The sequence below is a fragment of the Azospirillum sp. ST 5-10 genome, assembly GCF_051225715.1.
Lineage (GTDB): Bacteria > Pseudomonadota > Alphaproteobacteria > Azospirillales > Azospirillaceae > Azospirillum.
Map to the genome: position 1 here is coordinate 61,426 of NZ_JBPJSP010000004.1, position 12,867 is coordinate 74,292.

A 12,867-nucleotide genomic window follows, 5' to 3' on the forward strand; every position below is an offset into this window, starting at 1 on the left:
CTCCCTCAAGGCAGCCAGCGCCGCAACTGTGCGGCCATCTGTTCGGCGTCGAGCACCACGTCGGCACCGCCGCGGCGGATCAGCTCCTGCGGCATGCCGAAGACCACCGCGCTGGCCTCGGACTCGGCGATGGTGCGGCCGCCGCGGCCGTGCAGGTCCGCCATCGCCGCCGCCCCGTCGTTGCCCATGCCGGTGAGCAGGACGCCGACCAGGCGCGCCGGCTCGATCTGCTTCAGGGCGCTTTCCACCAGCCGGTCGACGCTGGGGTGCCATAGCCGGTCGGCCGCCGGCGGCACCGGCACGACGCACAGCCGGCCGCCGCGCACGGCGAGCACGGCGTCGGCGCCGCCGCGGGCGATCACCACCAGCCCGGGCTGCAGCGCCGTCGGTTCCGCCGCCTCGACCACGGTGAGCGCGCAGACCTCGTTCAGGCGCCGCGCGAAGGCCCCGGTGAAGTTGGCCGGCATGTGCTGCGCCACCACCACCGGCCAGGGAAAGGCCGCGGGAAGCTCGGGCAGGATCTCTTCGAGGGTGCCCGGACCGCCGGTCGAGACGCCGATCATCACCAGGCCCGGGGCGCCGCCGGCGAGCGGCCCCAACTCGCTGTGCGGCGCCGTCCTGGTGCCGCCGCGCGCCGGGGCCACCGGTGCCGGCGCCTCGCCGATGATGCGGGCGCGCGCGATCTGCAGGCGTTCGCGCAGATTGCGGGTGCGGCGCAGGCGGGCGCCCGCCGCGGCGCGGACCTTGGCGACGATCTCGGCGGCGATCCGGGACAGGCCGAGTCCGCTGCCGTGCGGCTTGTGGACGACGTCGACCGCCCCCAGACGGAGCGCCTCCAGGGTCGCGTCCGCCCCTTCCGCCGTGAGGGCGGAGACCATGACCACCGGCTTGGGATGTTCCACCATGATCCGGCGCAGGCAGTCCAGCCCGTCCATCTCCGGCATGGTGACGTCCAGCGTCACGACGTCGGGATCGCTGCGCGGCAGTTCGGCCAGCGCCTCGGCTCCGCTGCGGGCGGTGACAACCTCGATGTCGCCCTCGGCCCTCAGGATCTCCGACAGCTGGCGGCGCATCAGTGCCGAATCGTCGACGACGAGAACCTTCATGAAACGGCTGCCCTCGGCCTCGGGGACTTTATAAGGTTTCGACTACCGACGAAAGCTGGTCGATGTCGAGCAAGCCGTCAATCTCCAGGATGAGAATCATCCGCCCGCCCTCGTCCAGATGGGCGACGCGCCGTATGAGATGGCGCTGGGCGGCCGACACGGTGGGCGCCGGTTCGAGCGCCGCGGCCGGGATGCCGAGCACGCCGGCCACGCCGTCGACCGCCAGCCCGACCTGCATGTCGTGCAGGCCGACGACGACGATGCGCGGCCGCTCGGCCCGGTCGCTTCCCGGCAGCCGGAGGATGCGCGCGACGTCGAGCACCGGCAGCGCGCTGCCCTGCAGGTTGGCGAGGCCGGCGACGAACTCCGGCGCCTTGGGCAGCGGCGTCAGCGCCTCGGGTCGGCGCAGCGCCTGGCGCACGGCGGCGACGGGCAGCCCGTACTCGCCACCGCCGATGCGCACCACCACATAGGGCTCGACGGAGCCTCCCGTCGTCTCGCCGTCCATGCCGGTCCCCTTTCCGCTTCCCGCACCGCCGGCGCCGACGGCCGCCGCCGCAGCGTGGCCAAGCATGCGCTCGGCCGACAGGATCGACACCAGGCGCCGGCCGCCGTCGAGGCGGAGGATGCCGTCGAGGTCCGCGAACTGGGCCTCGCGCGCCAGGATGGCCGGCACCGCGGCCACGGCGGACGCGTCCGCCCGCACGATCTCCCGCACCCCGTCGACCACCAGCCCGACGCGGTCTCCGGGACGGGGGCTGGCGACGACGACACGGGGCGCCGTGGCCGCGCCGGCGGCCGGCTCGCCCTCCAGGCCGAACAGCACGCGCAGGCCGAGCAGCGGCAGGAGCCCGTCGTCGTCGGCGACCACCCCGAGCACGTGGGCGCGTGCGTTGGGCATGCGGGCGACGGTGCCGGCGAGGGGAACGATGCGCTCCACCTGGGCGACCGGCAGCGCGAATTCCTGCCCGGCCACCTCGAAGGCGACCAGGACGGTCGCGGCATGCCCCTCCTCCACCGCCTCGGCGGCGACGGCGGCGCCGGCACCGAACCCGGCCGCGCGTCCGCCGTCGCCCCGGGGCAGGTCGACGAACTGCCGCTCGATCAGGGCGTCGGCGGCGAGGATCAGGGCCGCGACCGCACCGTCGGCACCGCGCAGGGCGCCGGCCAGGAAGGCCGCGTCGATGCCCGCCCCTGGCCCGTCGTCGGGAACGCCGGCGTCGATGCGGTCGGCGTCGGCGGCCAGGACGCCGGCGACCCCGTCGACCGCGAGGCCGACCGACTGCCCGCGATGATCGACCACCAGGACGCGGGCCCCGGCCGCCCGTTCGCCGTCGGGCTGGCCGAGGATGCGGCGCAGCGCCAGCACCGGCAACACCCGGCCGTGACGGCGCGCCAGCCCCTCCAGGCCGGGCGTGGCGAGGGGAATGGGGACGAGGTCGGGTGGCCGGACGATCTCCCGGGCCGCCGCGAGGGGCACGGCCAGGGTGGTTCCGGCGACGTGGAACGTCAGAAAGCGGCGCCCGCCGCCGTCCGCCCCGGACGTCGCCGCAGCCCCGGCGGCCGACGGCCCGGCCGTCACGCGACCACGCTCTGCAAGTCGTCGGCCATGACGGCGATCTCCTCGATGGCGCCGGCCAGTTCCTCCGCACCCTTGGCCTGCTCGCGCGCCGCCCCGGCGGCTTCGGCCGCGGCCTGGTTCGCCTGGGCGGCGGCGGCGGCGGTCTGGTCGACCCCTTTCATGGCCTCCTGCACCGCCCGCTTCACCTCCTCGGCACCGTCCAGGACCTCCTGGTTGCCGTCGATGATCGTCTGCAGGTCGGCGGCGATCGCTCCCAGCCCGGTGATGAACTCGCCGGTGCGCGCGGCCTCCTGCGCCGACATGGTGGCGATCTCATCGATGTCGCGGCGCACCTGGGCGGTCTGCTCCTGGATGATCCGGATCAGGTCCTTGGCGCGCTCCGCGGCATCGCCGGAGTCGCGGGCAAGCGCCCGGATGTCGTTGGCGACGACGTTGAAGCCGCGCCCGAAGGCGCCGGCGCGCGCCGCCTCGACCGAACCGGTCACCGCCAGCATGTTCGTCTGGATGCCGATCACGGCGATGGCGTCGATGGTCTTCTCGATGCGCCGGCCGACCTGCGCCAGATCGCCCAGGCGCTCGGCGCTGCGCCGGCCGCCATCGACCGCCTGACCGAGGCCGGCGGCCAGCTTGCCGACGCTGTCGCGCATCTCGACCAGACGGGCGCCCATGGCATGGCTGCGCTCCAGCGCGTCGCCGGCGCGGGCGAGGCCGAGGCGCGAGGCCGCCTCGATCTCCGTCACCGCCGACGAGGCCTGCTGGGTGGCCGCACTCTGGGCCTCGGCGGCACGGGCGATCTGATTGATGGCGATGGTGATCTGGGCGGCCGCGCGGTTGATCTCCTCGATCGCCGCCGACAGCTCCTCGGCGGCGGAGGCGACGTCCTCGGCACTGCGGCGGACGTCGGCGCTGCCGTTCAGGTCGTCGGCGATCTCCGAGAGCTGGGCGGCGGCGCGCTCGCTCTGGGCCAGCGCCTCGGCCTGTTCGCCGACCGTCTTCAGCGCCTCCTCGGCGGCGGCCGACTGCTCCTCGGCGGCCGTGGCGATGTTCTCCGCCCCCTTCTGCGCCTCGCGGCCGGCGACGTCGGCCTCGATCGCCGCCTTGATGGTCTCCTGGCTGCCGCGAGACACCGCGGCCATCTCCTCCCGCACGGCTTCGAGCTGCGCCGCCACGTCGCGGCCGCGCTCGACCTCGGACCGGGCGCCGCGGGCGGCGTCGACGATCCCGGAGGCGACGGCGCCGACCGCCGCCTGGACCTGAGCGACCAGATCCTGGATGTCGCGGGTGCAGCCTTCGGAGCGTTCGGCCAGGCTCTGCACCTCGTCGGCGACGACGGCGAAGCCCTTGCCGACGTCGCCGGCGCGCGCCGCCTCGATCGCCGCGTTGAGCGCCAGCAGGTTGGTCTGGTCGGCGATCTGCGCCACGCCGCGCACGATCGTGCCGATCTCCCCGGCCTGGGTCTCCAGCTCCCGCACCAGCGCCACCGCGCCTTCCTGGCGCTCGGCGGCGCGGACGATCGCGGCCACGGCGGCGAGGATCTGGGTGCTGGTGGCCTTCACCAGCGCATCGAGAGCCTCGATCTTGCTGGTGGCGGTCTCGGAATTGGCGCGGGCCCGCCGGATCAGCTCCGAGGCGCGGTCGATCATGCGCTTGGACTGCTGGGTTCCGGCCGCCGCCTCGTCGGCGCCGGCAGCGATCTGTTCCATCGCCTTGCGCAGCTGTTCGGCCGCGGCCGCGGCCTGGGCGACGCCGCCGGCGAGCTGCCCGGACGCCGCGGCGATGCCCTCCGCCGCCTTGCGCCGCCGGGCGCCGGCGCGGCTGCGCCGGCGCAGCGCCGTCTCGGCGGCATCGCCGCCCATGGCCGGCGCCACGCGCGCCTCCTCCTCGGCGGCCCGCGGTCCTGCGGAGCGTGCGATCTGGGTCTTCTTGACGAGCGCCATGAGCCGAACATCCATCGTCGCAAACGGCCGGGAGAGGCGGGGATGAGCCCGGCGGCGGCGCGTCCCGACGTCGCCCACCGCCTGCGGACCGGAACCGCGGCTTACACCGCCGGCTCCGACGTGCCGGCTCCGCCGCTCATGCGGGCGACGTAGTCCGCGGTCCGCGCACGCAGCTCCGCCGCCGAGGCGACGTCGAGAGCGATGACGATCTTGCCCATCACGTCCGTCGTGCGGACGTGGAAGCGGATGTAGAAGACGACCGCCATCGCCTCGCCGCCGCCGGCGACGCCGCACTGGTCGAAGATCTCCCGGCCGCTGCCGTAGACGACCCGCGGCAACGCCGTCTCCAGGCGGGCGCCCAGCAGGTTGGCGACCGCCGACAGGCAGTTGTTGAGCACGATGTTGCCGATCTCGCTCAACGCCTCCTGCTCCAGCTCGAAGATGTGGTCGAGATCGAGGTCGCCCGGCAGGGCGGCGCGCACCAGCTCCAGGCTGTTGCGTTCGGGAAACACGAGGATCGCCGAGCCGCTCAGCGCACCCTCGAAGCTCTCCAGCACCGCGACCAGCCGTTCGGCGAACTCGGTCATCAGCCGCTCGGCCGCCTCGGTGCGCGGCACGATGTCGACCGCCGGCACCGACATCGCCACCTCGCCGCCGATCAAGCGCCCAAGCGCCACCGACGCGCGGGATACCCCGATGTTGGCGAGCTCGGTCAACGCGTCGCGCTCGAGTTCGCGGAGGGTTTCCATCGCCGGCGGCCTAGCGGCGGGGCAACAGGGTGGAGGCGAGGAAGCGTGCCACCTGCTCCTCGTCGACGGGCTTGGGAAGGAAGGCGGCGCCGATCGCGCGGATGCCGGCGACGATCGAGTCCTGGGCGTTCGCGGTGACGATGGCGATGTGCACGTCGGGACGGCTCTCGCGCAGACGCGCCGCCGTCTCCAGTCCGTTGAGGCCGGGCATGTTGTAGTCGATGATCGCGACGTGGACGTCGTCCCGGTCGAGGGCGGAGAACATCTCGGTGCTGTCGCCGGCTTCCGTCACCGTCCAGTCGGGCTTGTTGCGCAGAACGATGCCGCGCAGATGCATGCGCGAAAGCTTGCTGTCGTCGACGACGATGACCGATTTGCTCACAGGGGGGCTCCGAAAGGCCGGCGCGGAAAAGATGGGGACCACATAACTATACGTGCCTGCCGCGCCGCAAGACAGCCCTACGTCCGATGAGGTCTCTGCCCTTCGGCAGGGGTAGCGCCCGGCCCTACGCTACCCGAAAGGGGCAGGCATATACCCTTCCCGGCCAGTGGACGCACGGCCCGGCCCGGCCCTACCCTGGACGGACAGGAGGCCATCGCCATGGACCGTCAACCGACCGCCGCGACGCTCCCCATCCTCGCGCTGGTCGCGGTCCTGTCCGGCCGCGCCGCGGCCGCCGACGTCGAGGCGGGACGGGCGCTGGCGGAGCGCTGGTGCGCGGGGTGCCACGTCGTCGGCACCGACACCGTGGGCACCGACGCCGCGCCGGCGTTTCCCTCGATCGCCCGCCGCCACGGGGACGACCTCGATTGGGCCCGCGGCTGGCTCAGCGCCACACACCCGCGCATGCCCGACCTGCATCTGTCCCGCGCCGAGATCGACGACCTCGTCGCCTACCTCCTCAGCCTGCTGCACTGACGGGCCGGCGCGCCCGGTATTTCGGGATGAGATCGCCGGCGACCGCGTCGAGGTTGTTGTCGGCCGGCAGGGTCTGCACGTAGCTGCAGTCGCGGCACGCCTGGATGTCGTCGCGCCGCCCCTCCAGGTGGGCCAGGCGGAAGGCGCGCAGACGCTCGCCGTTCCAGATGTCGAGCAGGGATTCCTCGGCGACGTTGCCGACGACGGTCGCCATGCTCCAGTCGGCGCAGCACACCGACACCGCGCCGTTGAAGTTGATGGCGAGCTTGAGGAACGGCTCGGAACAGACGCGGCGGCCGACGTCGGGCGCGGCGGCGAAGGCGGTGTCCTCGGCCAGCTCCTGCCCGTGCAGGGGATGGACGAAGAGGCTGTCGCTGATCGGCCCGAAGGTGTCGATGAAGCACTGCCGCTCCTCGGCGGTCAGCGCCACGTTGATGATCTTGCAGTGGAGGTGGAACGGGCGGTCGAGCTCCGTCTTGCGGCGGTGCAGGTAGGCGACGTTGTCGACGATGGTGCGGAAGGAGGCGAACTTGCGCGTGACCCGCTTGTACATGGCGTCGTTGGCGCCGTAGACCGACACCCGCATGCCGTCGAGCCCGGCGGCGAGCAGGGCGTCGGCACGCTCCGGCGTCAGCAGGGAGCCGTTGGTGGTCATCTCCACGTGCCGCGCGAGCCCGCGCGCCTTCAGCAGGCGGATCATGTGGTGGACGTGCGGATTCACCAGGGGCTCGCCGTCCTTGTAGAGATGGACGGACTTCAGGGGCGCGTCGAACGCCGCGAGGTCGTCGGCGATCTTGGCGAACAGCTCGAACTTCATGGAACCGCGCGGCCGCCCGACCTCCTTCAGAAGCTCCGGCGACCCCGTGGCGCAGAAGACGCAGCGGAAGTTGCAGCCGTTCGACGGGTCGATCAGCAGCGAGAACGGGGTGGCCAGCGGCAGGACCTGCGCCAGGTCGTTGCGGTCGCGGTGGCGGCCGTAGGGGATGTTCGCCGTGCTCTGGTCCGTCATGGCCGTCGGTCGGGAAGGGTTGCGGGCGGGGGCAGCGTATCACGAAGACGCGCGCCCGATGAATGGGGCGGCACCGGTTCACCCCGGCTCGATCAGGGTGGCGGCGATGTGCCGGACGCCCGTGCCGTCACAGATGTAGTAGACGACCAGCGCGCGGCCGTCGGGCAGCGCGGTCGCCCAGGGGTAGCCGACGTCGGCCGACGGCGAATCGTCGCGCAGCACGATCTCCGCCGCGTCTTCCGGCTCCCCGGCGGCCGGGTCCCAGACGCGGGCGCGCACGCCGAAGGGGGGATGGCGGTAACCGTAGACCAGCAGCACCCGGCCGTCGGTCAGCGCACAGGCGTCATAGGGATGCCCCACCACCTCGTGGCGCCGCCACGGCTCCCAGCTCCGGCCCTGATCGCGCGAGGTGGAGACGGCCAGACGGTCGTCCAGCCCGGTGGTGCGATGCAGGGCCAGCAGGCGGCCGTCGCCGGCCAGGTGCAGCGCGGTCTCGCAGAAGCCGACGCGGCACGCCTCCCGGTCGACGGCGATGACGGACCGGTAGCTCCAGTTCTCGCCACGGTCGGTCGAGGCGAAGAGGTGGCTGGCGTACTGGCCGGTGTCGGGATGATGGGCGTAGCTGGTCAGCAGCAGCGTGCCGTCCTGCGCCTCCACCACGCGCCCGCGCACGGCGCCGCCGTACAGCGGGCGCACGCCGGGAACCGCCTCGGGCTGTCCGGGGAGCGGCGGCAGGAAGCGGTGGGGCGACCAGGTGCGGCCACCGTCGTCGCTCCAGCGGGCGTAGGCGCCCCAGAACAGATAGAGGTCGCCGGTGCGCTGCGGGCTGCCGACCACCCCGACGCCCAGCGCCCGCAGCGCCTCGCCGTCCTTGGCGGGCAGCGGGTACCAGGAAAATCCGGTGAGCAGCAACCGGCCGTCGCGCAGCACCAGCAGGTTGGCGTCCTGGTCGGCCGCCTGCGGGTCGGGCGGCACCCCGACCGGCTCGCCCGCCGGGTCGCCGTGGGCGGTGACGGGAACGATGACGATCTGCGAGCGGGCGTCGAGATGGTCGACGTTGTCGAACCCGGTGTCGCTGGACCGGTAGGCCTCGCCGCGCAGCCAGCGGTGGTCGCGGGCGCGCCGGAAGGCGACCAGCGTCACCCCGTCCGTCCGCGTCGCCACCGAGGGGAACGAGGCGAAGAAGACCGGATCCCGGTAGACGATCCGGTGCGAAAGCGAAAACGACCTGCCCACTGCCTGCTCCCTCACCCCTCCGGCGCCCGCCGCGGCGGCCGACCGCCCCATTGTGACCGTAGCGCCGCTCCCGTCGAGGGGAAAACGACCACGGCGATCCGCAACCTGTGATACGGGGTCGGTAACGCCAGCCCAAGGAAAAAGCGTGCGAACGCATTGACGGCGAATGGTTGCTTCGGTTTGCTGACGGTATGGGCCGTGGGACGCGCCTGTATCCCTTTTGCCGGACGGACGTCATGATGCGATCGGCCAGCCTCCCCAACCGTTCCGTGGCCGATCCGCCGGCCACGCCGGCGGCCCCCCGTGCCGGCCGGCCGGCACGCCAGGAGCGTCTTCGCCGCCTCCCCACCGACGTCTCCTGAGGGACACCGAACGCCGTGCCCGGCAGCGACACGTCCACGCTCCCGCCGGCCGCACCGGCGTCCGCCGCCGCGGCGGCGCGGGGTCCCGGGCTGCGGCCGTTGCTGGCCGGCGGCAGCGCGACGCTCCTGCTGGTCGTCGTCGCCCTGCTCGCCCTGCTGCTGGCCGGCCAGACGATCGTCGAACGCCAGATCCGCGACGGCGGCGAGCGGGTGATCCCGGCGGTCCAGGACCGCCAGCGCGCCGCCTTGAACCTGGAACGGTTCAAGCGCCACGCCACCGTCGCGGTGGCCGCCGGCGATGCGGAGACGCGGCACGAGGCGCTGCGATTGGCGCGGACACTCGCCGTCCACCCGTCCTTCCGGTTCGACGCGGCGGTGCTCCGGCATCTCGACGCCGCCCTGGCGGCCTTGAACGAGGCGGCGGCGCTGATGGACCGCGCCGAAGCGCAGCGCGATTCCGCGGCGCCCTCCACCGCCGATGCCGATGCCGAACGGCGCCGGCAGGCGGCCGCGCTGATGCGCCAGGCGGCGGAGCGCTGGCGCGGGGCGGCCGACGCCCTCGACACGCTGGCCGACCGGCTCGCCGACGACGCCGGCGGCCTGACCGCGGCCCACGTATCGGCCGTTCAGGACGGCGCGCAGCGGGTGCTGCGGCTGGCCGTCGGCGGCGGGCTGGTGGCGCTGCTGGTGCTGGCCGGGGCGGCCTGGCTGGCGTGGCGCCACGTCGCCGCGCCGGTCGCGGCGGCGGCCGCCATGCTCGCCGACGTCACCGACGGCGGCCACCCCGGAGACGGCAGCCTGCGGCTTCCCGCCACCGGCAACCGCGACGTCGACACCGTCCTGCGCGCGGTGGAGAACCTCGACCGCATCGCCGGGGTGCGGCAGGCGGCGCTGGTCCGGCTGGCGCAGCACGAGGGGATGGCCGCGCTGGGCAGCCAGGTGGCGGGGCTGGCCCACGAGATCGCCTCGCCGCTCGGCGTGGCGGCGACCGCCGCCTCGCTGCTCGGCGATCGCGCCCGGGAGGTGGCGGACGCGCTGCGCGCCGGCCGGCTGCGCCGGGCCGACCTGGAGGAGTATCTCGGCGTCATCGCGGAGGCGACCCACGGCGTCGAAGCCAACGTCGGCCGCGCCGCCCGGCTGGCGGACAGCCTGAAGCACGTCGCCGTCGACCGCGCCGGCGACGTCTGCCGGCGCTTCCTCCTGAAGGACTGCCTGGACGACGTGATGCGCACCCTGTCCGTCAGCCTGCGCCGCGCCGGCCTGAGCGTCACCATCGACTGCGCCGACGACCTCGCGGTGGAGGGCGACCCCGGCGCGCTCGGCCAGATCCTCACCAACTTCGCCATGAACGCGATGATGCACGCCTACGCGCCCGGCGAGCGCGGGCGGCTGACGGTGTCGGCGCGGGCCGACGGGGCGGAGGAGGTGGTCCTGCGCTTCGCCGACGACGGCCGCGGCATTCCGCCGGAGGTGCGACTCCACGTCTTCGAGCCCTTCTTCACCACGGCGCGCGACCAGGGCGGCAGCGGACTCGGGCTGCACATCGTCTTCGATCTCGTGACGCAGCGCCTGAAGGGGCGGATCGCCGTGGACAGCACGCCGGGCGCCGGCACCGCCTTCACGATCCGCTTCCCGCGCCGCCTGGAACGGGCGTGACGGGCGCGGGCGCGGAAAAGCCGTGCGGTTCAGTGCCGCTTGCTGACCCCGCCGTTGGTCAGCACCGCCCCGGCGGACGGCGGGGTGGACTTGGCCTCCGCCTTGGCGTCGCCCGCCTTCTCGCCGGGCTTGCCGTCGCCGCCACGGGCCGCCCCGGGGCCGGCGGCCCGCGTCTCCGACGGCTTGCGCACGGCGTCGCGGCTCGGCAGCTCGATGTTGACCTCCAGGGTCGAGCAGTCGCCGCCGCGGTCAAGCTTCACCTCGACCTTGTTCTCGTCGATGTCGACGTACTTGGCGATCACCGACAGCAGTTCCTGCTGCAGCATCGGCAGATAGTCGGGGCCGGTCCGGCCGACGCGCTCGTGGGCCATGACGATCTGCAGGCGCTCCTTGGCCTGCGTCGCCGACGTCTTCGGCGTGGAGCGGAAGAAGCTGAAGATGCTCATGCGCTCCTCCGCAGGAGGCGGCCGAACAGGCTCTTCTTCTCCGGCTTCACGAAGCGGTGCTCGACGTCCTCGCCGAGGAAGCGCGCCACGGCGTCGAGATAGGCCTGGCCGGCGTTCGACTTGTCGTCGAGGATGACCGGCATGCCGATGTTGGAGGCGCGCAGCACCGCCTGGCTCTCCGGCACCACCCCCAGCAGCGGGATGGCCAGGATCTCCAGCACGTCGTCGACCTTCAGCATCTCCCCCTTCTCCACCCGCTCCGGGTCGTAGCGGGTGAGCAGGAGCTGCTGGGTCACCGGCTCGATGCCGAGCTCGGCGCGCCGCGACTTGGAATTGAGCACGCCGAGGATGCGGTCACTGTCGCGCACCGACGACACCTCGGGGTTGGTGACGATCACCGCGTGGTCGGCGAAGTACAGCGCCATCAGGGCGCCCCGCTCGATGCCCGCCGGGCTGTCGCAGACGATGTAGTCGAATTCCTTCTCGAGCTCGCCGAGGATGCGCTCCACCCCGTCGCGGGTCAGGGCATCCTTGTCGCGGGTCTGCGAGGTCGGCAGGATGGACAGGTTGTCCACCCGCTTGTCCTTGATGAGGGCCTGGTGGAGCTTGGCCTCGCCGTTGATGACGTTGATGAAGTCGAACACCACCCGGCGTTCGCATCCCATCACGAGGTCGAGGTTGCGCAGGCCGACGTCGAAGTCGATGACGACCGTCTTGAACCCGCGCAAGGCCAGTCCGGTGGCGAAGGCGGCGCTCGACGTGGTCTTGCCCACGCCGCCCTTGCCGGATGTCATGACGATGATCTTGCCCAACGAGCCTCTCCTACCGTTCTCAAGTTGGCCGTTCTCAAGCTGGCGGTCTGGTGGTTGCCGTTACAGAGGGTCCATGTGCAGGAAGCCGTCGCTGAGACGGATCTGCACGGGCTTCTTCAGGAAGGCGGAATCGATGTCCTCGGCGACGCGATACAGGCCGGCGATCGACACCACCTCCGCCTCCAGGCTTTGGCAGAAGATGCGCGCGCCGTTCTCGCCGGAGATCCCGGCCAGCGCGCGGCCGCGCAGCGCGCCGTAGACATGGATGTTGCCATCGGCCAGCACCTCCGCGCCATGCGACACGGAGGCGGTGATGATCAGGTCGGCCTTCTCGGCATAGATCTGCTGGCCCGAGCGCACGGGGTCCGACACCACCAGGGCCGGCCGGTGCACCTCGACGAAGACCGGCTGCGCGGGGGCGCCGCCGGCCGCGGCGGCCTGCGGGCGCGCCTGCTCAAGCCGGGCGGCGCGGCCGGCGGGCATCGGCACGAGGCCGAGCGCCAGGGCGGCGTCCTGCAGCGGGCGCGGGCCGCCGACGAAGCCGATCGGCAGCAGGTGCTGCTCGCGCACCTTCGCCACGAAGGCCGCCAGGTCGAAGGACGTGCCCTCGCCGAGGTCGTCGAACTCCAGCACCACCGGCGCGTGGCGGAAGAAGTTGGGGGCCTGCCGCACCTTGCTGCCGAGCAGCGAGAAGAAGTTCGGCGACGCGGGGTCGGACACCTTGAGCACCATCATGGTGAAGGAGTTGCCCCGCAACTGGAACGGCGCGTCCCGTTCCGCAACCTGACCGGCGCTGCTCACCGCCACCTTCCTCACTTGTCCTGCCGCGTTCATCTGGAGAAAGGACCCTCTGCCGACGCCGGGCGATCCGTCCATCCGGCGTTCTAGCGCCCCTCGAGCGGTCGGTTCAAGCGTCCCCTTACCCCTTTCGGGGTGACAATCATCGGCCGGCGCCGTCGCCACAACGCCTCGAACGAAATCCGGCCGGAAACAAAGGGGCCCCTTCCCACCGACGCGGACAGTAACGGAACTCCATATCGGCGGCAAAGGGTT

General features: G+C 72.8%; 12 protein-coding genes. 2 read left to right on the forward strand and 10 right to left on the reverse strand.

What is annotated here, in order from left to right; translation table 11 throughout:
- Positions 1 to 5: 5 nt before the first annotated feature.
- The 5 genes from cheB to ACSBPG_RS06275 all read right to left on the reverse strand — a co-directional run bounded on the left by cheB (position 6) and on the right by ACSBPG_RS06275 (position 5,756).
- Entirely contained in the window at positions 6 to 1,106 is a 1,101-nt protein-coding gene (cheB, locus tag ACSBPG_RS06255) for a chemotaxis-specific protein-glutamate methyltransferase CheB (protein ID WP_435536268.1), read from the reverse strand.
- Positions 1,107 to 1,134: 28 nt separating this feature from the next.
- The gene (locus tag ACSBPG_RS06260) at positions 1,135 to 2,688 is read right to left on the reverse strand and encodes a chemotaxis protein CheW (RefSeq protein ID WP_435536269.1); all 1,554 of its coding nucleotides are present in this window, start codon (positions 2,686 to 2,688) and stop codon (positions 1,135 to 1,137) included.
- The gene (locus ACSBPG_RS06265) at positions 2,685 to 4,625 is read right to left on the reverse strand and encodes a methyl-accepting chemotaxis protein (protein WP_435536270.1); all 1,941 of its coding nucleotides are present in this window, start codon (positions 4,623 to 4,625) and stop codon (positions 2,685 to 2,687) included. The genes ACSBPG_RS06260 and ACSBPG_RS06265 overlap by 4 nt, the downstream gene beginning before the upstream one ends.
- Before the next feature lie 101 nt (positions 4,626 to 4,726).
- Entirely contained in the window at positions 4,727 to 5,374 is a 648-nt protein-coding gene (locus tag ACSBPG_RS06270) for a chemotaxis protein CheX (RefSeq protein WP_435536271.1), read from the reverse strand.
- A gap of 10 nt (positions 5,375 to 5,384) precedes the next feature.
- Positions 5,385 to 5,756 (reverse strand): response regulator transcription factor, encoded by a 372-nt coding sequence (locus ACSBPG_RS06275; protein WP_435536272.1) that lies wholly within the window; start codon positions 5,754 to 5,756, stop codon positions 5,385 to 5,387.
- A 219-nt stretch (positions 5,757 to 5,975) separates the two neighbouring features.
- On the opposite strand from ACSBPG_RS06275, the gene ACSBPG_RS06280 reads away from it, so the two are divergent.
- Positions 5,976 to 6,293, forward strand: a complete 318-nt coding sequence (locus ACSBPG_RS06280; protein ID WP_435536273.1) for a c-type cytochrome — start codon at positions 5,976 to 5,978, stop codon at positions 6,291 to 6,293.
- Here the strand turns inward: ACSBPG_RS06280 and ACSBPG_RS06285 are convergent.
- Both ACSBPG_RS06285 and ACSBPG_RS06290 read right to left on the reverse strand, forming a co-directional pair.
- A complete protein-coding gene (locus tag ACSBPG_RS06285) occupies positions 6,277 to 7,302 on the reverse strand; it encodes a radical SAM/SPASM domain-containing protein (RefSeq protein WP_435536274.1) in 1,026 nt (341 codons plus the stop codon). The two genes, ACSBPG_RS06280 and ACSBPG_RS06285, sit on opposite strands and share 17 nt — an antisense overlap.
- 78 nt (positions 7,303 to 7,380) lie before the next feature.
- The gene (locus tag ACSBPG_RS06290) at positions 7,381 to 8,538 is read right to left on the reverse strand and encodes an exo-alpha-sialidase (RefSeq protein ID WP_435536275.1); all 1,158 of its coding nucleotides are present in this window, start codon (positions 8,536 to 8,538) and stop codon (positions 7,381 to 7,383) included.
- 377 nt (positions 8,539 to 8,915) lie between these two features.
- On the opposite strand from ACSBPG_RS06290, the gene ACSBPG_RS06295 reads away from it, so the two are divergent.
- The gene (locus ACSBPG_RS06295; RefSeq protein WP_435536276.1) at positions 8,916 to 10,556 is read left to right on the forward strand and encodes a sensor histidine kinase; all 1,641 of its coding nucleotides are present in this window, start codon (positions 8,916 to 8,918) and stop codon (positions 10,554 to 10,556) included.
- Positions 10,557 to 10,585: 29 nt separating this feature from the next.
- On the opposite strand, the gene minE is transcribed toward ACSBPG_RS06295, so the two are convergent.
- From minE to minC, 3 genes are read right to left on the reverse strand one after another with little or no spacing between them, the layout of a single operon-like run.
- Positions 10,586 to 11,002, reverse strand: a complete 417-nt coding sequence (gene minE / locus ACSBPG_RS06300; protein ID WP_435536277.1) for a cell division topological specificity factor MinE — start codon at positions 11,000 to 11,002, stop codon at positions 10,586 to 10,588.
- The gene (minD, locus tag ACSBPG_RS06305; RefSeq protein WP_435536278.1) at positions 10,999 to 11,814 is read right to left on the reverse strand and encodes a septum site-determining protein MinD; all 816 of its coding nucleotides are present in this window, start codon (positions 11,812 to 11,814) and stop codon (positions 10,999 to 11,001) included. The genes minE and minD overlap by 4 nt, the downstream gene beginning before the upstream one ends.
- A 60-nt stretch (positions 11,815 to 11,874) precedes the next feature.
- Positions 11,875 to 12,615 (reverse strand): septum site-determining protein MinC, encoded by a 741-nt coding sequence (gene minC, locus ACSBPG_RS06310; RefSeq protein WP_435536279.1) that lies wholly within the window; start codon positions 12,613 to 12,615, stop codon positions 11,875 to 11,877.
- Positions 12,616 to 12,867: the final 252 nt, after the last annotated feature.